Source organism: Myroides albus (assembly GCF_009711045.1).
Classification (GTDB): Bacteria; Bacteroidota; Bacteroidia; order Flavobacteriales; family Flavobacteriaceae; genus Flavobacterium; species Flavobacterium album_A.
In genome coordinates this window covers 1-24,942 of the sequence record NZ_WMJX01000011.1, presented here as the reverse complement: position 1 = coordinate 24,942, position 24,942 = coordinate 1, and the positions used below count along the sequence as shown (strand labels likewise).

At 33.8% G+C, this 24,942-nt stretch carries 18 protein-coding genes; 8 read left to right on the top strand and 10 right to left on the bottom strand.

Annotated features, from left to right (window positions below; all coding sequences use genetic code 11):
* The first annotated feature begins 195 nt into the window (after window positions 1-195).
* The gene (locus GJV76_RS06955; protein ID WP_155091922.1) at window positions 196-1,173 is read left to right on the top strand and encodes a ribonucleotide-diphosphate reductase subunit beta; all 978 of its coding nucleotides are present in this window, start codon (window positions 196-198) and stop codon (window positions 1,171-1,173) included.
* 44 nt (window positions 1,174-1,217) lie between these two features.
* On the top strand, window positions 1,218-2,912 hold the full coding sequence (locus GJV76_RS06950; RefSeq protein ID WP_155091921.1) for a ribonucleoside-diphosphate reductase subunit alpha: 1,695 nt from the start codon (window positions 1,218-1,220) through the stop codon (window positions 2,910-2,912).
* Window positions 2,913-4,288: 1,376 nt separating this feature from the next.
* On the opposite strand, the gene sufD is transcribed toward GJV76_RS06950, so the two are convergent.
* From sufD to GJV76_RS06930, 4 genes are all read right to left on the bottom strand, one after another.
* Window positions 4,289-5,608: a Fe-S cluster assembly protein SufD gene (gene sufD / locus GJV76_RS06945; protein WP_155091920.1), complete on the bottom strand. Its 1,320-nt coding sequence runs from the start codon at window positions 5,606-5,608 to the stop codon at window positions 4,289-4,291.
* Window positions 5,609-5,655: 47 nt separating this feature from the next.
* The gene (sufC, locus tag GJV76_RS06940) at window positions 5,656-6,408 is read right to left on the bottom strand and encodes a Fe-S cluster assembly ATPase SufC (protein WP_155091919.1); all 753 of its coding nucleotides are present in this window, start codon (window positions 6,406-6,408) and stop codon (window positions 5,656-5,658) included.
* Window positions 6,409-6,464: 56 nt separating this feature from the next.
* Window positions 6,465-7,913, bottom strand: coding sequence for a Fe-S cluster assembly protein SufB (sufB, locus tag GJV76_RS06935; protein WP_155091918.1), 1,449 nt, complete (start codon window positions 7,911-7,913; stop codon window positions 6,465-6,467).
* Window positions 7,914-8,018: 105 nt separating this feature from the next.
* The gene (locus tag GJV76_RS06930; protein WP_155091917.1) at window positions 8,019-8,348 is read right to left on the bottom strand and encodes a HesB/IscA family protein; all 330 of its coding nucleotides are present in this window, start codon (window positions 8,346-8,348) and stop codon (window positions 8,019-8,021) included.
* A gap of 1,052 nt (window positions 8,349-9,400) precedes the next feature.
* Between GJV76_RS06930 and GJV76_RS06925 the strand changes: the two genes are divergently transcribed.
* The 5 genes from GJV76_RS06925 to GJV76_RS06905 all read left to right on the top strand — a co-directional run bounded on the left by GJV76_RS06925 (window position 9,401) and on the right by GJV76_RS06905 (window position 15,304).
* Entirely contained in the window at window positions 9,401-10,261 is an 861-nt protein-coding gene (locus GJV76_RS06925; protein ID WP_155091916.1) for an MBL fold metallo-hydrolase, read from the top strand.
* Window positions 10,262-10,338: 77 nt separating this feature from the next.
* Window positions 10,339-11,985, top strand: coding sequence for a S8 family peptidase (locus tag GJV76_RS06920; protein ID WP_155091915.1), 1,647 nt, complete (start codon window positions 10,339-10,341; stop codon window positions 11,983-11,985).
* Between the two features lie 85 nt (window positions 11,986-12,070).
* On the top strand, window positions 12,071-13,957 hold the full coding sequence (locus tag GJV76_RS06915) for a M1 family metallopeptidase (protein WP_155091914.1): 1,887 nt from the start codon (window positions 12,071-12,073) through the stop codon (window positions 13,955-13,957).
* A gap of 76 nt (window positions 13,958-14,033) precedes the next feature.
* A complete protein-coding gene (gene rnpA, locus GJV76_RS06910; protein ID WP_155091913.1) occupies window positions 14,034-14,417 on the top strand; it encodes a ribonuclease P protein component in 384 nt (127 codons plus the stop codon).
* A gap of 83 nt (window positions 14,418-14,500) precedes the next feature.
* Window positions 14,501-15,304: a tyrosine-protein phosphatase gene (locus GJV76_RS06905; protein ID WP_155091912.1), complete on the top strand. Its 804-nt coding sequence runs from the start codon at window positions 14,501-14,503 to the stop codon at window positions 15,302-15,304.
* Window positions 15,305-15,428: 124 nt separating this feature from the next.
* On the opposite strand, the gene GJV76_RS06900 is transcribed toward GJV76_RS06905, so the two are convergent.
* The 3 genes from GJV76_RS06900 to GJV76_RS06890 form a co-directional block, all read right to left on the bottom strand.
* The gene (locus GJV76_RS06900) at window positions 15,429-16,406 is read right to left on the bottom strand and encodes a DUF4837 family protein (protein WP_155091911.1); all 978 of its coding nucleotides are present in this window, start codon (window positions 16,404-16,406) and stop codon (window positions 15,429-15,431) included.
* A gap of 4 nt (window positions 16,407-16,410) precedes the next feature.
* Window positions 16,411-17,955: a lytic transglycosylase domain-containing protein gene (locus GJV76_RS06895; protein ID WP_155091910.1), complete on the bottom strand. Its 1,545-nt coding sequence runs from the start codon at window positions 17,953-17,955 to the stop codon at window positions 16,411-16,413.
* Between the two features lie 68 nt (window positions 17,956-18,023).
* Window positions 18,024-19,214 (bottom strand): phosphoglycerate kinase, encoded by a 1,191-nt coding sequence (locus tag GJV76_RS06890; protein ID WP_155091909.1) that lies wholly within the window; start codon window positions 19,212-19,214, stop codon window positions 18,024-18,026.
* Between the two features lie 284 nt (window positions 19,215-19,498).
* Between GJV76_RS06890 and GJV76_RS06885 the strand changes: the two genes are divergently transcribed.
* Window positions 19,499-20,647 (top strand): DNA polymerase III subunit, encoded by a 1,149-nt coding sequence (locus tag GJV76_RS06885; protein WP_155091908.1) that lies wholly within the window; start codon window positions 19,499-19,501, stop codon window positions 20,645-20,647.
* Between the two features lie 6 nt (window positions 20,648-20,653).
* Here GJV76_RS06885 and GJV76_RS06880 read toward each other — a convergent pair whose 3' ends face one another.
* The 3 genes from GJV76_RS06880 to GJV76_RS06870 all read right to left on the bottom strand — a co-directional run bounded on the left by GJV76_RS06880 (window position 20,654) and on the right by GJV76_RS06870 (window position 24,767).
* Entirely contained in the window at window positions 20,654-22,942 is a 2,289-nt protein-coding gene (locus GJV76_RS06880) for a helix-turn-helix domain-containing protein (protein ID WP_155091907.1), read from the bottom strand.
* A gap of 116 nt (window positions 22,943-23,058) precedes the next feature.
* Window positions 23,059-23,640 (bottom strand): OmpH family outer membrane protein, encoded by a 582-nt coding sequence (locus GJV76_RS06875; RefSeq protein WP_155091906.1) that lies wholly within the window; start codon window positions 23,638-23,640, stop codon window positions 23,059-23,061.
* 287 nt (window positions 23,641-23,927) lie between these two features.
* Window positions 23,928-24,767, bottom strand: coding sequence for a class I SAM-dependent methyltransferase (locus tag GJV76_RS06870; RefSeq protein ID WP_258204681.1), 840 nt, complete (start codon window positions 24,765-24,767; stop codon window positions 23,928-23,930).
* Between the last annotated feature and the right edge of the window lie 175 nt (window positions 24,768-24,942).

Here is a 24,942-nt window from a genome sequence, read left to right as displayed (position 1 = left end):
AATATTTAAAATCCAAAGGTTGAATGACCTCTCAATATGTCCTATCTTAGCTTTTACAAAAACTTGTAATTCAACCTACTTTATATTCCTCGGCAGCACCTAATACTGCAAGAATCAATATTTTTGAGGGTATAAAATGTCCTATCTAATTAGGGTGAAACAAGCAACGGATTATTAAAATAAATTTTTTTTGCTATGTCTATTTTTGATAAAAGAGTTAACTACAAACCGTTTGAGTATCCTGGAATTTACCAATTCACAGATGCTATTAATAAGTCATTTTGGGTTCATAGTGAAGTAGACTTCACTGCTGACACGCAAGATTTTCATTCACACCTAACAAAAGAAGAACAAATAGCTATCAAACACAGTTTATTGGCTATTGCTCAGATAGAAGTTGCAGTCAAGACATTTTGGGGTAACCTTTATCAACATTTCCCAAAACCAGAATTCAATGGATTGGGTAGTACTTTTGCAGAATGTGAATTTAGACACTCTGAGGCATATTCACGTCTATTAGACGTATTGGGATATAATGATGAGTTCGAAGATTTATTGACAATTCCCGTAATTAGAGAACGCGTAGAATACCTTGGTAAGGTATTAGAAAACTCTAACAACAATACAGATCGCAAAAAATACGTTGTATCATTAATCCTATTCTCTCTTTTGATTGAGAATGTTTCCCTGTTTAGTCAATTTGCCATTATCCTATCTTTTACAAGATTCAAAGGGTTAATGAAAAATGTAAGCAATATTATTGCTTGGACTTCGATAGATGAACAAGTACATGCAAATGCAGGTATTTACATTATCAATATAATAAGAAAAGAGTTTCCAGATTTCTTTGATGAAGAATTGATTGCCCATGTAAATGATGTCATTCACAACTCCATAGAAATTGAAAGCAAAATCCTGGATTGGATATTCGAAACAGGAGATATAGAATCAGTGAACAAACATGACTTACTAAACTTTATGAAGTTTAGAGTAGATGAAAGCATGGTGAAGATTGGCTTAGACAAAGTATTCAATATCACTGCAGAGCAGTACAAACCAATGCAATGGTTTGAAGAAGATGTATTTGCAAATACCTTAGATGATTTCTTTGCCAAAAGACCTGTAGATTATACTAAACACGACAAAAGCTTTACAGCAGACGACTTGTTTTAAAAAAAAAGAAAAAATTGTTATAAAAAATTACCAAAACTAAGAGCATGAATAACTTCTCATTACAATTACAAATAGAGGACAATAAAAACTTAAGAGAGAAACTTTGGTGGAAAAATTCTGAAAGTGAACAGATACTTAATAGAGGCTATCTTCTTAAGGGAGAAACAGTGGAGGGTGCTATTGATCGAATTGCATCTGCAGCTGCAAGAAGACTATATAAGCCGGAGCTAAAGGAATCATTTCAAGAAATGATAGAAAGAGGTTGGATGAGTTTAAGTTCACCTATTTGGGCCAACATGGGAACAGAAAGAGGATTGCCTATTTCGTGTTTCAATGTGAATATACCTGACAGTATTGAGGGGATCACTCATAAGTTAGGAGAAGTAATCATGCAAACTAAGATTGGTGGTGGTACCTCAGGATATTTTGGAAACCTAAGAGAAAGAGGAAGTGCAGTGACGGATAATGGAAAAAGTAGTGGAGCAGTTAGCTTTATGAAGTTATTCGATACTGCTATGGACACAATATCGCAAGGAGGTGTTCGCCGTGGTGCTTTTGCAGCCTATTTAGATATTGATCACCCAGATGCTGAAGAATTTTTAAACATCCGCAATATTGGTAATCCAATTCAAAACTTATTTTACGGTATTTGTATTCCAGATTATTGGATGCAAGAGATGATTGATGGGGATAAAGATAAGAGAATGCTTTGGGCGAAAGTATTAGAAAGCAGACAACAAAAGGGGATGCCTTACTTGTTCTTCTCTGACAATGTAAATACAAATAAACCGCAAGTTTACAAAGACAATAATATGCGTGTCAACGCAAGTAACCTTTGCTCAGAAATCATGCTTCCGTCAAATGATGATGAATCATTCATCTGCTGTTTGTCGTCAATGAACTTAGAATTATATGATGAGTGGAAAGATACAGAAGCAGTTAAATTGGCAATCTATTTCCTTGATGCAGTATTACAAGAATTTATTGAGAAAACAGAAGGTAACTACTATTTAGCACCAGCAAACCGCTTTGCGAAAAGACATAGAGCTTTGGGATTAGGAGTACTTGGATGGCACTCTTATTTACAAAAGAACATGATACCTTTCGAAGGCTTACAAGCTAAAATGCTAACGAATAAAATATTTGAAGATATAAGCAATAAAGCTGATAAAGCATCTCAAGAGTTAGCGAGAATATATGGAGAACCTGAATTATTAAAAGGTTATGGAAGAAGAAATACCACAACAATGGCTATTGCTCCTACTACTTCATCTTCTGCAATCTTAGGACAAACTTCACCAGGTATTGAGCCTTTCAGTAGTAATTACTACAAAGCTGGTTTATCTAAAGGAAACTTTATGCGTAAGAATAAGTACCTAACAGAACTACTTGTCAGTAAAGGTTTAGACAATGAAGATACATGGAGAACGATCATGCTTAACGGCGGAAGTGTTCAACAAATAGAAGGACTTACTCAAGAAGAAAAAGATGTATTTAAAACATTTAAAGAAATCAGTCAACTTGAGATTATCCAACAAGCGGCAATCAGACAAAAATATGTCGATCAAGCTCAAAGTTTAAACCTAAATATTCCATCTGCTTTACCAATCAAAGAAGTGAATAAATTAATGATTGAAGCGTGGAAATTAGGTGTAAAAACATTATACTACCAACGCAGTCAAAGTGTTTCTAAGGAAATGGTAACAAACTTAGTGACATGTAGTAGTTGTGAATCATAGAGAATATTTATCATAAATTCAAATTCTAAAAAGAGAGAGCTTTTTGTAAAGGTTCTCTCTTTTTTTTATTCAAGAGGATAAAGTCAAAATCAAATCTATCAAAAAACTTATAACCTATATACATCGCTAAATCAAGCGAAGCAGATAACTCGGCATATTTCGAATACCAAAAATAAACAAGTAAAAGCACTCCTTTATTGCATAAAAAACTCCTGTAGTTGTGTTAGCTCTTCTATTAATAAAGTACACACATGTGACGGTTGAAAGCCTTTAGAACATCATTAAAGTATTTCTATCTATCCCTACCAAGATTGACCAATTAATCAGTAAGTCAAATGAAGTCAATCTCTATATCACTAAATAGGCAATCAACATGCCCGAGATTAAATGTTGCGAAATTAACCAGTCTGATCATGGCGTTTAATCCCATAACACATCAACTTATTCTTCCTGGTTGCTAAAATTTTGTCCTCCAAATTAACTTACTTTCTTAGGACTTCCTTGCACCTTTCTTCGGGTATTCTTGCACTTTTGCTCGGAAAAAGGGGTGTTTCAGCAAGGAAACTGCCAGAAACCCCAAAGAATACCCAAAGAAAGTACCAGCGATCTAACAGTTATCCATCTCTAAGTCAATTACTTTCGAATACAATTACCTGATAGAATTTTTGAGTAAGAAGTAGTAAAGTGGATATGATTCAAAGCACTAACGCTTTTTTCAAAATAAGAAAAGTGCTCAAACACCACCTCAATAATAAAGTGAATAGTAAAGTAGCACAATGTCAGTGCTGATAAATCATGTAAAGGATTTGCAGTAATATCCAATAAAAAAAGACAATAAACATCTACTGCATTCACCATAATCTGTAGTGACAACCTACATCAAAACAAAATCAACAACGATTTAGTACATAAACGACTCGCTAATCGATTTTATACAATAAAACAACGATGAGGTTGGTTAAGAAAAATAAAGGCCCTAAAAGAGCTAAAAACAAACAAAGTCATGAAGCTACTCTTTACCTTCTTGAATACTCTCCTCCTATCACACCAAACAAAAACTCCAATAACTAAACATCTGTGCCAATAAAATCACAATCAACACAAAGAAATTCAAGTCTTATTTAGCAATTTTCAGGAAACATTAGAAGATATACTTCTTAAACAATACAAAATCGCCACCCTGAAAAAAAATGGTACAGTATTAGATATATTCAAAGTACAACAAAAAACAACAACTTTTTTCTTTTAGATAACCAGACTATATCCCCACATAGTCTGGTTTCTTTTTTATAAGAGATATTGATTTTAAAGCAAAAAAAATAAGGTTGTCTCTAAAAAAGAAACAACCTTATTTTCCATTAAAATATAAATAGAAATTAAATTTCAAATCCCATAGATACTCCCAACTTAGTAGCAATCAATTTTGCAACCTTCGCTTTCAACTCAGGTATCTTTACAGTTTCCATTACTTCGTCAGTAAAAGCGTACATCAACAACGCTTTTGCCTCCTTCTGAGGAATACCTCTTTGGCGCATATAGAACATAGCCTCATCGTCTAATTGTCCTATAGTACATCCGTGAGAACACTTCACGTCATCCGCGAATATCTCTAATTGCGGTTTAGTGTAAACAGCGGCCTTCTCACTTAACAAGATATTGTTGTTCTGTTGGAATCCGTCCGTTTTCTGAGCGATTTTATCTACGTAAATCTTACCGTTAAACACACCAACTGAATTATCGTCATAGATGCTCTTATAATTCTGGTGACTTTCACAGTTTGGCTGATTGTGAGATACCAGCGTGTAGTGATCTACGTGTTGTTTGTTTCCAATCAATGTAATCCCCTTAAGCGTACTATCGATGCGTTCACCATCTTGATAGAAGTTCAAGTTATTACGCGTAATCTTACCTCCAAAAGAGAAAGTATGTACAGACACACGGCTTTCTTGTTTCTGCTTAATGAATGTATTGTCAATCAAGTTACTGCTTTCCAAATCATTCTGTAACTTATAATAATCACAGATTGCACGTTTATGAGCAAATATTTCAGTCACTGAGTTCGTTAAAACATTTGAGTCAGTTAAACTTTGATGTCTTTCTAATATCTGAACGTGAGCATTCTCACCTACGACAACTAAGTTACGAGGTTGAGTCAATAAAGCTTGATCCTCCAGTGTCGTGAAGTAAATAATCTCGATTGGTTTCGACACTACTTTGCTCTTAGGTACATTGATAAAAGCACCTTCAGTCGCATAAGCACTATTCAATGCAGAAAACACATCAGATTTGTCAACCGCTTGATTATAGTAATTATCGATAACCATTTTATACTTAGGTTTGTTCATTGCCGAAGACATTAAACAAACATCAATACCGTCGTGAGTAGTTTCAGACAAATGAGAGCTAAAAATACCATTGATAAAAACCAATTTGTACGTATCTGAATCACTCAAGAAGTATTTCTTAACTTCTTTATAATCTAAGGCTACTTCTTTTTTAGGAAGAATCGTAAACTCTTTCTTAAGAATAGAGTTTAGTGACGTGTACTTCCAAGCTTCCTCTTTTTTAGTAGGAAACCCCTTTTCTTCGAAAGTCTTAAGTCCTTCCAAGCGGATGTTGTGTAACACATCGTGTTCACCAGTTAACCCTTGTTCGAAAGCAACAAAAGACGTAATTAATTTATCTTTAAGTTCCATATGTATTTACTATTAGAAATGATTAAATCAGTTAATTGGTTTACTTCTTATTTTTCAACAGAAGATTTAATCCAATCATAACCTTTCTCCTCTAATTCTAAAGCTAATTCTTTACCACCCGTCTTCACAATTTTACCATCGTGTAAAACGTGTACAAAATCAGGAACAATATATTCTAATAAACGTTGATAGTGCGTAATAACGATGATTGCATTGTCTTTACTTTTCAGCTTGTTTACACCGTTAGCAACGATTCTCAAAGCATCGATATCCAATCCTGAGTCAGTTTCGTCTAAGATTGCCAATTTAGGCTCTAACATAGCCATTTGGAAGATCTCATTACGCTTTTTCTCACCACCAGAGAATCCTTCGTTAAGAGAACGAGAAAGAAACTTTCTATCGATTTCTAACAACTCTGCTTTCTCTTTAATCTTTTTAAGCATTTCACTTGCAGGCATTTCTTCCATTCCCTGAGCTTTACGCGACTCATTGATAGCCGTTTTCATAAAGTTAGTCACGGATACACCTGGAATCTCTACTGGATATTGAAATGATAAAAACACACCTTTATGTGCTCTTTCTTCAGGAGCTAATTCACCAAGCTCCTCACCTTCTAAGATGATATCACCTTCAGTAACTTCAAAAGCTTCATTACCAGCGATTACAGAAGACAAAGTACTTTTCCCAGCACCGTTTGGTCCCATAATAGCGTGAATTTCTCCAGCTTTTACTTCTAAGTTAATTCCTTTTAAAATCTCTTTATCTTCAACACTTGCGTGTAAATTCTTTATCTGTAACATAAGTTTAATTGTATTTAATTGAGGTTTTGTTTAAAATTTCGCTGTCTTTCTATGGATTAACCCACACTTCCTTCAAGCGAAATCTCTAATAACTTTTGAGCTTCTACTGCAAACTCCATTGGCAATTTGTTCAAGACTTCTTTAGAGAATCCATTAACGATTAAGGCAATAGCCTTTTCAGTTGGGATCCCTCTTTGATTACAATAGAAGATTTGATCTTCACCAATCTTACTCGTAGTTGCTTCGTGTTCAATCTGAGCAGTAGGATGCTTTGCTTCAATATAAGGGAAAGTGTGTGCTCCACATTCATTACCCATTAACAATGAATCACATTGAGAGAAGTTTCTTGCATTCTCAGCACGTGGTCCTACTTGTACAAGACCTCTATAACTATTTTGTGATTTACCTGCAGAAATACCTTTAGAAATAATAGTTGAACGCGTATTCTTTCCAAGGTGAATCATTTTAGTACCTGTATCTGCTTGTTGGAAATTATTAGTAACAGCAATTGAATAGAACTCACCGATAGAATTATCCCCTTTCAAAATACAAGAAGGATACTTCCAAGTCACAGCAGATCCCGTTTCTACTTGTGTCCAAGATATCTTAGCATTTTTCTCACATAGACCACGTTTAGTCACGAAGTTAAACACTCCACCTTTACCACTACTATCACCAGGGAACCAGTTCTGTACTGTCGAGTATTTAATCTCAGCATCATCCATAGCAATAAGCTCAACTACAGCAGCGTGTAATTGGTTTTCATCACGTGAAGGAGCAGTACAACCTTCTAAATAAGAAACATAACTTCCCTCATCAGCAATAACAAGAGTACGCTCAAACTGACCTGTACCTGCTTGGTTAATACGGAAATAAGTTGATAGTTCCATTGGACATCTAACTCCTTTCGGAATATAACAAAATGATCCATCAGAGAATACTGCAGAATTCAATGCAGCATAAAAGTTATCAGTTTGCGGTACAACGCTACCTAAATACTTCTTAACTAATTCTGGGTGGTTCTTAATCGCCTCAGAAATAGAACAAAATATAATACCTCTCTCAGCTAATGTAGCTTTAAAAGTAGTTGCTACAGACACAGAGTCCATAACAATATCCATTGCAACACCACTTAATCTCTTTTGTTCTTCAATAGAAATACCAAGTTTGTTGAATGTATCTAACAGTTCAGGATCTACTTCATCTAAACTATCCAACTTCGGTTTAGTCTTTGGCGCTGAATAATAAGATATAGCCTGGAAATCAGGCTTCTCATATCTCACATTGGCCCACTCTGGTTCAACCATAGATTCCCAAATACGAAAAGCTTCAAGCCTCCATTCAGTCATCCATTCTGGCTCACCTTTCTTCGCAGAAATAGCCCTTACAATATCCTCATTTAAACCAATAGGCAAAGTATCTGCTTCTATATCCGTATAGAATCCATACTCATACTCTTTGGTTTCTAATTCTTTCTTTAAATCTTCTTCTGTATACTTACTCATATTTTAATCCTTAAAAGCAGTACCATAATATGCTTTTCCGTTAAACTATTTAATATCTAAAAGGAAAAACAAACTGTCTTAAAGTTTGCTTTTCCTATGATAAACTTATAATGAAAAACTTTCTCCACATCCGCAAGTTCTACTTGCATTTGGATTGTTGAAATAAAAACCTTTTCCATTTAACCCTCCTGAATACTCTAAAGTAGTTCCTACAAGGTATAAAAAACTCTTTTTATCAACTGCAATTCTCACACCATTGTCTTCGAAAACTTTATCCTCTTCTGAAACTTCATGGTCAAACTTAAGTTGATAAGAAAGACCTGAACATCCACCACTTGTCACTCCTACTCTAACAAAGTCAGTAGTAGGATTAAAACCCTCGTCCTCCATCATTAAAGCGACGTGTTTTCTTGCTATATCTGAAACTTTTATCATACGTTACTTAAATAGATTAGTTCTAAAAAAATTGTCATCGCAAAGGTATTATAAAAAAATGGTTTGTGATCATAACTAACATATTTATAACGATTAGAAGTTTTAATACTAATATCACAAAAATCTATTACCGCAATGCAATATTAGCTATTGATAATGAACGAGTTTAGCTAAAATCATATAGAAACTTAAATACATTTTTGACTAAATTTCTAATAAATTCGATTTTTAAAATCATTTATAGCAAATTTCTTACCATTTATCCTATCCAACAATTCACAAAAATAAGATTTGATTGAACAAAAAGAGGAATTTGAAATTCAAAAGACAAAGTTATCCTTTTTAAAACAAACAACACAAAAAAACAGAATTTCTTTGTGGTAGAACCTCTACTTTTTTTTACTGCAAAACAGCTATCAAAATGCAAAATAATAACACACAGCCTATTGCACCAAAATGCAATCTTACACTTACTGCATACAACGTTAAAATCTCTCTGAACAAAAAAGAACGCTAAACCAGTACATTTTATATAAAATTCATCAGTGAACACAACGAAAATACTTTAAAAAACACCTGTGAAATAGCGATAAAAAAAATAAAAAAAAACAGGCGTAGATAAGCGATCAACAATTGCCAGACTAACAAAACAGCAACGGTAAAAACCAAGCACCAAATAGTATATCCCCCCTACTCTTACCAAAGGACAAGAGCAGTGAAACAAAAGAAGGGTTCAACTATAAATCTCTTATTAAGTACATTCAACGCCAAAGGTAAAAATCCACGCTTACAAATTCGCGTATCCCACCTTATGTATCCCTGCAGAATAAAGAAATGCACCCACTATAGACTGTTCAAAATATCACAACCTTTCAATAAAGCACGCAAAGAAACTAACAAATTTCATTCACGCATCTTATCTTCGTAACAACGATGCTCAACAACATTACATTTGACATACAGAAAACTAAACATCACAAAACTACTCATAGAATTGTCCCTTTTACATTATTTGTTTAATTTGCACACAACAACTCAAAAACGATCAAATTATGAATCTATATAGTATAGAAAGTGGCAACTTCAAACTGGACGGAGGGGCTATGTTTGGCGTAGTACCAAAGGTAATTTGGAATAAAACAAATCCAGCAGATAGCAATAACCTTATCGATATTGGCGCCCGTTTGCTACTCATAGAAGATGGAAACAGACTGATTCTCGTAGATACAGGAATGGGAAATAAACAGTCTGAAAAATTCTTTGGTTATTATTATTTGTGGGGGGACCATTCGATCGAAAAATCACTCAAGAAACACGGATTTCACCCAGATGATATCACCGATGTATTTTTGACTCATTTGCACTTTGATCACGTTGGAGGAGCGGTAAATTGGAACACAGATAGGACGGGATATACAAATGCTTTTAAAAATGCAAAGTATTGGACAAACGAAAACCATTGGCAATGGGCTACAAATCCAAATGTAAGGGAAAAAGCTTCGTTTCTAACTGAGAACATCATTCCTATCCAAGAGAGTGGAGCATTACACTTTATAGACAGACCAGATACTGACTTGCTCAAACAATCTGATTTAGGCTTTGATATATTCTTTGCAGATGGACATACTGAAAAACAAATGATACCCATCCTCAAGTACAAAGACAAAACGATTGCTTATCCTGCAGATTTGTTACCCACAGTAGGACATATTCCCCTACCCTATGTCATGGGTTATGATACAAGACCTTTGTTGACATTAGCAGAGAAGGAGAAGTTTCTCAAAATGGCAGCTGATAACAATTGGTATTTGTTTTTAGGTCATGACGCACACAATGAAGTAATTACAGTTCAAAATACTGAAAAAGGAGTGCGTTTAAAAGAAATACACCGAGCAGCTGATATATTAATTTAATGTTAAGTAAGCCTGCTAATTACCAGTATTTGATATTTTTAAACAATTTTACAGAAGAAACAATAAATATAACAATAATGCGATTGATTAAGCCTATTTATCTTTCTGCTGCTTTAGCAGTAGCTTTAGCAAGTTGCGGAGGAACAAAGAGTGTAGTAACTAACACTCAGAATTACGCACCTATTACGAATGTAGATCACTTACAAAAGAGAACTACACAATTGCCAGAAGAACAACTTAAGAGATGGAGTCACTTAGATATTCTTACTGATACAGTACCAGGAATGTCAGTAGACAAAGCTTATGAATTACTACTAAAAGGTAAGCCATTACCTAAAAAAGTAGTGGTAGGAGTAATAGACTCAGGTATTGAAATAGACCACGATGATTTAAAAAATCACATTTGGACAAACCCAAAAGAAATAGCAGGCAACAATATTGATGACGATAACAATGGTTATGTTGATGATATTCACGGCTGGAATTTCTTAGGAGAATCAGTTCATGAAACTGTGGAAATGGTGCGTGTTATTCGCCGTGGAGATGATGGATCGGCTCAATATAAGAGAGCGGTAGCTCAATACGAAAAAGAAAAGAATGATGCATACGAAGGAAAAGTTAAGGCTGAAATGTATGAAAGAGCAAGCGAACGCCTTGCTAAATTCTTAGGAAAAGAGGATTACACTTTAGCTGATTTAGAAGCTATTCCAGTAAAAGATGATGAAGATGATCTAACAGCAGCTGAAATTACACATTCAAAAAATGTGATCATTGGATTATTAAAAGGTGGTAGAGATGTATCGTGGATTGCAGCATATAAAAATGCAATGCAAAGCAAATTAGACAATCACCTAAACCTGGAGTCTACTTCACGCAAATTAGTAGGTGATGATCCAACTAATATTGAAGACAAATATTACGGAAACAACAACGTATTAGGACCAGATCGAGATGAAGCTAAACACGGTACGCACGTTTCAGGTATTATTGCACAATCAAGACACAATGATTTAGGAGGAGATGGTGTTGCATCAGACGTAGCTGAAATAATGGCAATTAGAGCCGTACCAGATGGAGACGAATACGATAAAGATATCGCGTTAGCTATCCGCTATGCAGCAGATAACGGAGCGAAGGTAATCAATGGTAGTTTCGGTAAATACTACGAAGAAAATAGTCAATGGGTACGCGATGCAATCGTATATGCAGAGAAAAAAGACGTATTAATCGTTGTAGCAGCAGGTAACGATGCTATGGACCTTAACATAGAAGGTGGTGTAGAAAGATACCCAAATGACAACGTTGCAATGGGACCAGAGATTTCAAACAACTTCTTAGTTGTAGGAGCTCTTAATCCAGAATTTGGAGACCATATGGTAGCTCGTTTTTCTAACTACGGTCACTATGATGTAGACGTATTTGCTCCTGGTGTGAAAATATATGCAACAGTACCACACAACACTTACCAATACTTACAAGGTACTTCAATGGCTTCTCCTAATGTAGCAGGTGTAGCAGCTTTAGTAAGAGCTTACTATCCAGAATTTACAGCAGCAGAAGTAAAGAAAATCATCATGGACTCTGGAGTTCCTGTGAATATTGATGTAGTTGTTGGAGAGAAAAGAGAAGTTCGCAAGTTTGATTCAATTTCGACTTCAGGAAAATTTGTGAATGCATACAATGCATTACTATTGGCTGAGAAACTTTCAAAAGCAAAAAAATAAACCAAATTAATACTTACTAACACTTTTACAGACTCCACAATTATAAACCCAAATGATTGTGGAGTTTTAATTTGAATAATCAATTATGAAAAAACTAATACTAACCCTTACTTTAACACTAACAGGCCTTATCAGTGTAGATGCGCATAATAATCCGAACCCAGGATATTGGCAGCAACACGTTGACTACGAAATGGATGTGAAAGTTGATGTGAAGAAGTTCACTTATAAAGGAACGCAAAAGCTTGTCTATACCAACAACTCAAATGATACTTTGAAAAACGTGTATTACCACCTGTATTACAATGCTTTTCAACCAGGCAGTGACATGGATGCATTATTGAATAGCATTCCTGATCCTGATTCAAGAATGGTAGATACAAAAAATATCAGAGGAAGAAAAGTTACTGAAAGCAAAATCACAAAACTAAAACCCGATGAAATAGGTTTTGTCAAAGTGAGTGACTTAAAACAGAATGGACAAATATTGGTTACAAAAACAGTAGGTACTATTTTAGAGGTAGAGTTAAAAGAACCTCTTGCTCCTAATACCTCTACAGAATTGACTATGACATTTGAAGGACAAGCACCTAAAATGGTGAGAAGATCAGGTCGTCAATCAAAAGAAGGAGTAGCACTTTCCATGGCACAATGGTTTCCAAAAATGGCTGAATTTGACTTTGAAGGTTGGCACACAGAACAGTATTTAGGAAGAGAGTTTCACAGTGTATGGGGAAATTTTGATGTTAAAATTACAATCGACAAAGAATATACTGTCGGAGGTACTGGAATATTGGTGAATAACAATGAGGTTGGACATGGTTATCAAGATGCAGGTACAGAGGTAGCTACATCTAAAAAAGACAAAACATTAACTTGGCATTTTAAAGCTGAAAATGTTTTAGATTTTACATGGGCAGCAGATAACAATTATATTCACGACACCTATCAAGGGCCAAATGGCGTAAAACTTCATTTCTTGTACAAGAACAATCCTGCTATTATTGAGAATTGGAAAAAACTACAACCAATAACAGCTCAATTAATGGAGTTTTTCAATGAGAATGTAGGAGAATATCCTTACGAACAATACTCTGTCATACAAGGAGGTGATGGAGGAATGGAGTATTCAATGTGTACACTAATCACAGGAGAAAGAAACTTTGAAAGCTTAGTAGGAGTTACAGCTCACGAATTAGCACATAGTTGGTTTCAACACGCCTTAGCGACAAATGAGACTAAACACGAATGGATAGATGAAGGATTTACGACCTTTATTTCAGATTTGGCTATGGTAAAGATACTACCAGAACAAGGTTCTAATCCATTTGCGTCAAACTACAAAAGCTATTATAAATTAGTTGAAAAGAATATGCACGAACCACTTTCTACACATTCTGATCACTACTTAACAAATAGAGCGTACTCAACATCTGCCTATAGCAGAGGAGCTATATTCTTAACACAGTTATCTTACATCATAGGATGGGATAATATGATGGCATCCCTTAAGAAGTTCTATAGCGATTACAAGTTTAGTCATCCGACACCAAATGACTTTAAACGCACAGCAGAGAGAGTTTCTGGTGCTGTATTAGATTGGTATATGATTGATTGGACTTTAACAAACAATACGATTGACTATGCAGTTCAATTTGTAGAAGAAGTTCAAAAGAATCAAACATTAGTTACCTTAGAAAGAATTGGAAGAAGTGGAATGCCGTTAGATATCTTAGTTGTATACGAAGATGACACCATGGAAACTTTCTACATACCATACACTTCTATGCATTGGACTAAACCAAATCAATATGTACAATACGAAAGAACAGTATTAGATGGCTGGGGATGGGCTCAACCAGAGTACAAATTTATAATTCCAAAAGCAAAAGGAAGTATTAAATCAATCATGATCGATCCAAGCCAATTTATGGCTGATGTCAATCAAGAAAATAATTTATATCAAAAGTAAAAAAGGCCACGCAAGTGGCTTTTTTTATTAAATATACCTAAGCTTTTTCTACCTTTGCATTCTAATCCAATGAAACATGTTTACCTATCCAAAAGAGGAAAAATTAAAGAGTCATACTACTATAAGTGAATTATTTACTACAGGAAAGTCTGTCAGCAAATACCCTTTGCGTATGGTCTATATACCATTGGAGAATAAACAAGAAGATAACATTCCACTTTCTATTGGAGTTTCAGTATCAAAGAAACACTTTAAAAAAGCGGTTGATCGAAATTATTTCAAAAGACTACTTCGCGAATCTTACCGCTTGAACAAACATTTACTCTTAGAAATAATAGATCAGCCTTATGCTATAATGTTGTTTTATCAAACCAAAGACAGATTAAGTTTTGCTGAAGTGAATGAAAAAATGATTAAGATGTTTGAGAAATTCAAAGATCAATTGCAACAAAAGCAATAGTCAAAAGTTAACTGAGGATTTTAACATTCGTATTTTTATTTGTATTTTAGGGGAGTACACGATCAAATAAAATGAAATAAAGAATGCTTAAATCTTCTAATTTACTTCACACTTCACAAAACCCGGTGCAACTGTCTTCTTCAAAGTTAACCTTAGAAGGCCAAACAAATTTTAGAGACTTAGGGGGAATTCCTAATAAAGAAGGCGTACCTATCAAAGAAGGTATTATTTTTAGATCTGGGCAACTTAACGACCTAACCTATCAAGATATAAAGTTATTAGGTGAATTAAATTTAACTTCCGTTATTGACTTCAGAAGTAAACAAGAAGTAAGCTTACAACCCCATAAATTGCCAAACTGCACTACTAATGCAATACACCTACCTATCACGCCAGGAAAAATAACACCAAGTAGTATTGAGAAAATTGTTGTAAGCGGAGATGTAGAAGGTGCAAACGAATACCTCTTGAGTATCTATAGACAACTCGTATTGGAGAATCAAAAAGAATACCGTCTATTCTTCGAGCAATTAATAAACAACCAAGGAACTCCTACTCTATTCAATTGTACAGCAGGAAAGGATAGAACTGGTTTTGCAGCAGTACTATTTCTTTCAGCCTTAGATATAGAGAGAGAACTTATCTATGAAGATTACTTAAAAACAAATCATTCTGTACAAACAATGATCAATCAATTGTCTGCAGTCTATCAATTGGAACACGAGAATCAGAAACAAGCATTCAACGATATGATGACTGTGAAAGAAGCTTATTTAAATGAAATATTCCATATCATTGATAAAGAATATTCTTCAATAGATCATTACTTGACTAAACAATTAAAAGTGGATAAAGAGAAAATTCAATCTATATACTTAAATGTATAAACGCTTTTTAAAAGCATTTAAGACCTTAATTATAAGGTTAAAACACAATACATATAAAACGTAAGATAATAGCTTAAATACACATTAAAAAACAAGAGAGAGGTAATAAGGATTACCTCTCTCTTTATTTAAAATATATTGTATTAATAATTCCCTCTAATTCAGCTAACATCTTTCGCTTGCTCATGGAAGGATTATAAACCATCCCTTCGATAAAAACATAACGGTCAATTTCCTCATCCTTAAAAACATAAGTCATATAAGGCCCTGTCATAAAACTATTCAACATATCCCAGGTTCCTTCGATTACAATACCTTCTTTACCTCCTAAGACAATAGACTTATGAGAAGATATCTCTTTGATGTAGGTTTTCATCATAGATCCAACTTCAGAGGACTGAATATACTTTCTTGTTACTGAATCTTTAGTAGCTATAATATTGTCAATCACAGTATTGTTCACATTTTCAATATTGTGGATAGGCACTGCATAAACAAGAATATTACTACTACCCGATGCGATATCCTTCTTAAACCAAATAAAGTCCTCCCCTTTCTTAGCTTGTTTGAAAGTAACAGGTAAGTCTAACTCAATGTCAAAAGGATGTGATAAAAGCTCCTTAGGATGTAATCTTTCAGAGCGAATATTATCTATATACACTTGAATCTCCGTTTTCTTAATCAAATTCTTAATTGAATCATTCTCAAGAATAAAAGTATTTACTAATTCATCTCGATTCATTGCTGTGACGACAAAATAGTTTTGAGGTGATGCAAACTTATTCCCTTCATAGGAAAAATTTATATCATTGTGGTTATCAGAAAAGACAACAATATTCCTATACTTCTTATAGTCTTGATCAAACAACCTCGGAGAAATTTGCAAAAGGCTATACTCCGATTCTGCAGGCTCTACATCCTTTACAAAAGAGGCTAAATAAGAACGAATACTATCTCCAATATTTCCGTACCATAGCTTATCATCAATAACGACTAAAATACTATTGTGCTCACCAAATGAATGAGGTAAAGAATCCCTTCTTAGAGCATCTTTACAGCTCAAGAGCAAAAAAAGAAATAAAACAGACAGTATTCTATGCATGAAATTACTTTATTTTCAATTTCATTCCAGGGTGAATAGGCGAATCATTCTGCATGTTATTTAACTCACATAATCTCGCAATGGTAACTCCCGGTATCTTACGGCTAATAGAATATAGAGAATCTCCCTTCTGAACCGTATAAAAACCTTTTGAGGCAGAAGCTTGAGCCACTACCGTTTTTCCAACAATTAGCTTTTTACCAGGGTAAATTGTATTGCTCTTCATGTTGTTCATTTTCTTCAACTGTGCAACAGTCAGTCCATACTTCTGAGCGATAATACCAACACTCTCTCCTTTGCGGATTGTATGGTACTTTGATCTATAGTCACTGCGTTCAGCAAGCATTTCGTTCATATTGTAGATAGGCTTTTCCTTTTTAGATTCTTCAAAATCCACATAAGCATAAATCTTATCCTCATTAGAAGCAAAAATTCCTATTCTATCAATTGGCAAACGGACAACATTCACTTTGTCACTCACATAAGGAATAAACTTCAGTTTATAAGTAGGGTTTAAAAACTCTATTTCTTCGTTTGTAATATCTAAAAGTTTAGAAATCTGATCAAAAGAAATTGCTCTTTTCACAGCAATAGTATCTGTTTCAACTAACTGGATAGGAGTTTTATCTGCATTAATACCGTGTTCTTTTGCATATTCGAACATATACATTGTAGCATAAAATGCTGGTAAATAGTTTTGTGTTTCACGTGGAAGATTATGTCTAATATTCCAGTAATTTTTAAACTCCCCAGATCGACGCATAGCCTTAGTAACGTTACCAGGTCCAGCATTGTAAGAAGCTAAAACTAAGTCCCAATCTCCAAACATTCTATACAAATCAGACATAAACTTTGCCGCTGCATCTGAAGATTTAACAGGATCAATGCGTTCATCTACAAAAGAGTTCACTTCTAACTTATACTGTTTACCAGTCGCATACATAAACTGCCACAGTCCAGTAGCTCCCACACGAGATCGCGCATTGGGATTCAAAGCAGATTCCACTATAGACAAATACTTCACTTCTAAAGGAACGTTGTACTTAGCCAACTTCTCTTCAAACAGAGGAAAATAGTATTCAGAAGCCCCCATTAATCGTTCAAAAGAGCGTTTTCTTTTCTTTAAAAAAGACTTTATCACCTTTTCTAATGTTTCATTATACTCCACATTAAAAGGTGTTTTCTCATTAAGTAATTGCAAACGTTCTTTTAAAAGATCAGTAGTTAACCCGTCATATTCATCGTCTATTTGAGCTAAATCGATACTTTCTATATCTTCTTGAATCTCTTCGTAAATATCAGAACTATTCAACTTATTCAACCACTGTTTCTCTATCTTATTGGTGATTTTATGATTGACAAAAGTTGCTTTAATAGAATCTAAATATACACTTGGATCTTCAATTTTACTTTGTGCAACATTAATCTTTTGATTAGTAATATTCTCAACATTATTTTCTTCGACCAAAATATGTCTTTCTTTCGACTGTGCTAAGCTTGCTATAGAAAACAAGCCGCAAGTAAGAACAACAAACCCACTGTATTTCATACTTTTCTCTTATAAAAATCACAGAAGAAAACCCTTACTAAAAGTTTTCTTCTGTGAATGTATTTAACTTAATCTTGAATAGCCTTTACTCCAGGTAATACTTTACCTTCTAACATTTCTAACATAGCGCCTCCACCAGTAGAAACGTAACTCATCTTCTCTGCTAAACCAAATTGTTTAACTGCAGCAACAGAATCTCCCCCTCCAACTAAAGAGAAAGTCCCCTTCTTAGTAGCTTCAGCAATGAAGTTTCCTAATTCAATAGTTCCATTTGCAAATTTATCCATTTCAAATACCCCTAAAGGCCCGTTCCAAAGTATGATTTTAGACTCTAATACAACAGATTTTAGTCCTTCTAAAGTCTTTGGACCAGCATCTAATCCTTGCCATCCATCAGGAATTTCTTTTACATTGACAATTTTAGTATTCGCATCAGCTGCAAAAGCGTCAGCAGCAACTACGTCAATTGGCAAATGAACAGTAACGTTTTTCTCTTTTGCCTTAGCTAAGATATCAAGTGCTAAATCTAACTTATCATCCTCGCAAATAGAATTACCAATCTTTCCACCCATAGCTTTGATAAAAGTAAAAGCCATACCTCCACCGATAATCATGTGGTCAATTTTATCTAAAATATTCTCAATAATAGTAATTTTAGAAGACACTTTTGAACCACCTAAAACAGCAGTTACAGGCTTATCTTTACTGTGAAGTACTTTATCTAAACTTTCGATTTCTTTAGCTAATAAGAAACCAAAGCATTTATTGTCAGGGAAAAACTTAGCAACGATAGTTGTAGAAGCATGTGCTCTATGTGCAGTACCGAAAGCATCGTTAATATAAAAATCAGCTACTGAACCTAATTCTTTTGCAAATCCCTCATCACCTTTTTCTTCTTCATTGTAAAAACGCAAATTCTCCAATAAAATCACATCACCTGCTTTAGCATTAGCAACTGCTTTTTTCACTGGTTCCCCAACACAATCCTCAACAAAAGTAATTTTGCTTCCCAAAATTTCTTCCGTTTTAGAAACAATATGTTTCAAAGAATACTTCGCATTTTTCTCTCCATTTGGTCGCCCTAAGTGTGAAACAAGAATTGCGATACCTCCATCTTTAGTAACTTTTTCTATAGTTGGCTTAGCAGCTTCAATACGGTTGCTATCAGTAACGTTAAAGTCTGCATCTAAAGGCACATTAAAATCAACGCGGATTAAAACCTTTTTACCTTTAAAATTGAAATCATTAATTGTTTTCATATATAAAAATTTGAACCAGTTATTTTTTATTGATTCACAAATATAACCCATTTTGTAAACTAAAAGACTGATATTTATTACAGAAAGAGATTATAGTATAAATATAATAGAGTAATTCTTAAATAAAAACACATACAGCACATTTTTAAATTTAAAAAACAGAATAATTAAAATAACTTGTTTTAATACATCTTACAAAAGACTGCAATTAATCACTTAAAATCCAATAGTCTTTGAATTATAAATAAAACTAATTTACTTAGCATTTTATTTATCTTTGTGCTATGCAATTTTCAGAAATAATCGGTCAAAATAATATTAAGAATCACTTAATACAAAGTGCTCAATCAGGTCGAATCCCTCATGCTCAACTATTTGTGGGTCCTGAAGGTTCGGGAACTTTGCCTATGGCAATCGCATATGCACAATACCTATTGTGTAAAAACATAGGGAATGAGAATACAGGAGGAAACGAATCTTGCAATCTAAAATTTTCAAATCTCTCTCACCCAGACTTACATTTCGTTTATCCGGTTGCAACTACAGATCAAGTAAAGAAACACGCAACGAGTGATCTATTTGCTGATCAATGGAAAGCTTTTTTAAAGAAGAATCCCTATTCCAACTTGTTCGATTGGTATAATGCGATAGAGATTCAAAACAAACAAGGGCAAATCGGTGTAGACGAAGCTTCCGAAGTAATCAAAAAGTTGGCCCTAAAGTCTTATGAAGGAGGATACAAAATCATGATTATATGGATGGCTGATAAAATGAACACAGAGGCATCTAATAAATTATTAAAACTATTAGAAGAACCACCTGCTAAAACGCTATTTTTATTGATTACTGAGAATGAAAAGAGCATTTTACAGACTATTTTATCTCGCTGCCAAATATTGAGATTTAACCCTTTAAATGACAAGGAAATAGAGAATGCATTAGTAGTTAAATACAATTGCCCAACAAACCAAGCTGCGATAATAGCTAAACAAGCTCAGGGGAACCTTAATAAAGCATTTCACTTGTTTGAGAATATAGATGTTGCACTTCCATTTGAAAAATGGTTTGTACAATGGGTAAGAGCAGCCTTTAGAGCAAAGGGAAATGCTGGAGTTATTCAAGAATTGATAGAATGGAGTGAGGAGTTAGCTTCATTAGGTCGCGAACAACAAAAGCAATTTATAGAATACTGCATTGAATTATTTAGACAAGCATTATTGTTAAACTATCAAACACCTAACTTAGTTTACTACCAAACGACAGTTGATAAATTTAAGTTAGAGAATTTTGCCCCATTTGTAAATGGAGCAAATATTCAAGATATATTTAATGAGTTATCTGATGCTATTTATCACATTGAACGCAATGGAAATGCGAAAATGATATTTACAGATTTATCAATCAAACTAACGAGATTAATACACAGAAAATAATAAATACTAACCTTCTGCAGCAGAAGGACGAGATCGTTGGTACAACTTCAATTCTTCCCAAGAGTATTTATCTTCTATCTCAGCTTTTATTTCTGAGATAGACTTCCCATGAAATTCTTCAAATAAAGCCTGTAATTCAATTATTCTTTCAGAAGGTAATATATCTTCTATTGATAAGGAATTATCCTCTACAAGCTTACCTAAATGAGAATATATTGTAGTTTTAGTAAGTTTTCTAAGTTCTGCAATCTCATCGATGCGATTACCTTCTTTCCACAGGTCAAGCGTAATCATATAAGTTGGCTTTTTCTTTTCCTTCTTGTCTTTTGCTTTTTTATCTGAACTAAAATCGGCTAAATCATACTCGTCATCAACTGCTAAAGTTGTATTTCTAATGAGTTCAGCAATAGCAACTAAATGGTTGATTTTATATTCACTACTATCTAAAGTACGCAAATTCTCCTTGCATAATTTCTTCCCTTCGTGAAGTACTTCTAACATTTTGTTGGCTTTCTTCATATTTAAAACCACTGTTAATAGCTCATCCTCTAAAACAACAAGCTCTTCGTAAAAAGCTTTCATCTTGCGTTGACGTTTCACTTGAGCTATCGTAAATAGCAGTTCAAAAACAATGTGATCCATCTTTGGAAAGAAATAATCATAAGCCTTAAAAACTCTTTCTTTAGTAAAATCAAATCGAAAAGGTTTTTCTTGAAACAATGCTTTCAACTGCTTCACGAACTTCTCTGAATTAATAAGTATACTATCTAATTCTTTAGTAATCTTCTCAGCCCATTGCTTATAAGAAGACTTCTTACTCCTATCTGTTTCGGCCAAATAACCGTACAAATGAGTATGCCAAGAAGTATTAAGATCAAACCAAGAATATGTTTTTATTAAAAATTTGCCCAAAAATACTTGTGTCTCTTCAGCTAATTGAAATGCTAACTCGTTCAAAGAAGATTTATTCTGAGAATATGACATCACATCTGTATCATTTTCTAATCCATTCATACGCAACGGACTGGATAAGACAAGCCCCTCTAACGATCGCAGACGAGATAATGCAACATAAGCTTGTCCTGGCAAGAAAACACGAGATACATCTAACACGGCTTTATCAAAAGTTAAACCTTGGCTTTTGTGTACTGTTATTGCCCATGCAAGTTTTAAAGGATAATGAGTAAATGTACCTAATACATCCTCTTTAATCTCCTTAGTATTCTGATCTACTGTATACTTGATATTCTGCCATTCATAGCGTTCTACTTCAATTGTAACATTCTCCTCTGGAAAGCGAACAAACACTTCATTAGAAGATAAGCGTTCAATAACGCCCATTTTCCCATTAAAGAACTTCTTCTCAGGAGAAATATCATTCTTAATGAAGATAACTTGCGCACCTTTCTTTAGCCCGAGATTAAATTCAATCGGAAATATCTTCTCTGGAAAATCACCTACAATTTCAGCTTCATACTTGAACTCCTTATTATCAATTTCTTTCAAAGCTTCAGTGTTAATCTTATCGGCTGTAGCATTGTGAGTGGTCAGCGTGATATAACCAGGATTCTTCATTACATCAAAAGTTGGGTCTAAATAAGCATTGAGTATCTCGACCTGCTCACGCGTAACTCTATTGTTTCTCAAATTATTGAGAATGGTAATAAAACGGTCATCTGACTGCCTGTATATCTTCTCTAATTCGATGTATAAAGGAGGATTGTTTCGGATAACTTCAGCATGAAAAAAGTACACTCCATCATAATAGCGCTTCAAAATATCCCATTCTTCATTCTTGACTACAGGAGGCAATTGTAATAAGTCGCCTATAAATAGTAACTGAACTCCACCAAAAGGCATACTATTCTTACGCACCGACTGTAGAACAAAGTCCATTGCATCCAAAACGTCCGCTCTCAGCATACTAACTTCGTCAATAACAAGCAATTCCATATTCTTAAAAATAGAGCGTCTTGCATTATTCATAAGCATATGCCTTCTTAAAGAAACTCTATTCTCAATCTTAATATGATCTGTAAAAATTGGAGGATTCTTTGTATCTGGTACTAAAGTAGCAAAAGGTAAGTGAAATAAAGAGTGAATAGTCACTCCACCAGCATTCAGAGCAGCTATTCCAGTTGGAGCAACTACAACTGTATTCTTATGCGTTGTAGAGATAATTTCACGTAACAGCGTAGTTTTACCAGTACCAGCCTTTCCTGTTAAAAAAATACTGCGATTAGTTTCGTTTATAAACTGTAAAACGTAGTTAGCTTCTTCAGAAAAAGTATTCATTTTTTTAATTTTGGTTCAATTTACAATAATTAGAAAACATAAATCGATAAACGAACAATAAAAAAAGAGAGACTATGTAAGTCTCTCTTTATACAATATATAGAAAAATGATTCTATTATTTTTTTTCTGGTGTAGCTTCAGTTGGAGCGATGTCTGTTTTAGCAACAGCAGAATCTCCCTTGTACTTCGCATTCAATTCCTTTAAGATAATATCTGTAATATCATTACCGTCTTTACTATAGATAATAGTAGAAGCGTCATCTGTATTAAAAACATACTCAAAATTATTCTTCTTTGCGTACTCAGCAATATACTCCTTAACTTTCTTAACAACAAGATCCATTTGTTCTCCTTGTTCTTTTTGAAGCTCTTGAATCAAAGTATTTTGCTTAAACTGTAACTCTTGTTCTCTTCTTTGAAGTTCTTTAGCTTTTTGCTCTGCCCAAGCTTGCCCTTTTTGAGCAGCTGTTCTCTGGAAACCTTCAGCCTCCTTTTGGAAACTTGCTACCTCTCCATCAAAAGCTTTACCTTTTTCGTCAGCTTTAATTTTCAATTTAGACTCTACATCTTTAACCTCTTCATATTCTTTAAACAATTTAGCTGAATCTACATATCCAGTTTTAAATTCATTTGAAGTAGAATTATTACAAGAAAACAACATTGTTGCTAAGCCTAAGACTAATAAACTTTTTTTCATTTCTTATTTTTTTAAACTGATGTAAATGTAACAAAAGTTTTTGCTATATAATAAAAAAAATAAATATAGATAATACTTATAGCTATCTTATAAATCATAAATACTATCTATAAAAACAAGCTTTAATAAAGCTGTTTTAAGACATTATTACAAATAAACCATACATTTATATACATAACTGTAATTAATCGCTTTAAAAAGCTTTAAAACAAGAATCACACTCTAAAAATGTTAGAAATCTAATAAAAGATGACAAAATAGCAATGGAGCACACAAAATCAAAAGAACTACTCCTTCAATTTGAATACATAAATAAGAGATGAAAAATTCATTGTTTTTCTGGCTTTAAAATTAGACAGACAACCAATGCGAAAAGCTTTCAACCAATTCAATCTTCCACTCTTATACTTTTCTGATAACAATGAAACATAAAAACTATCGAAGTACATAGGTTTGATAGATTCTAACTGAAAACCATAATTCTCTAAAAGCTTAGTTAATGACTCTTTGGAAAAATGCCATAAATGTCGTGGAACATCATAAGCAGCCCAATACTCTTTATAATATGTAGCATCATAAGATTCATAATTAGGAACAGCAATAACTAAAACGCCTTGTTTATTCAATAAACGAACAAACTCTTGTACCTGGGCATCCAAATCTGGTATATGCTCTAATACATGCCATAGAGTTAATACATCAACACTTCCATTTTCTATAGTATCCAGATCATCACAGATTTCAACTCCTTTACTAACAGCTAAAGTCTTCGCTTTAGAATTAGGTTCAAATCCTAATACATTCCAATCTAACTTTGCTGCACAAGTTAAAAAATCACCAGTACCACATCCTATATCTAAAAGTACCCCCTTCTTATGATGATAAGAATTGATAAGACTAACTTTTTTATTTAAACTATACAGTTTAATTAGATGATATACTTTCTCAAAAAAAGTTTGCTTTCTATCCGTATGAGAAATATAATCATTACTCAAATAATAATCACCAATAACTTCATTAGAAGGAACAGGGGTAGTACGCAAAATATTTAAACGTTCATCCACAATTAAATCAAACTCCTCTCCTGATACAGTAAAATCTTTTACTGATAGAAAAACATTCTTCACTACTATCAACTATTTAAAAGTTATTAAAACAAAGATATAAAACAACTGAAATCTCCTATCCAATTTCTGAAAGAAAAACAGATTTAAATTGAAAAGAAAGTCAATTACAAAGTGAATACACCAGCAGGAAAAAACGTAAAGAAAAAACATGAAGAAAAAACATGAAGAAAAAACA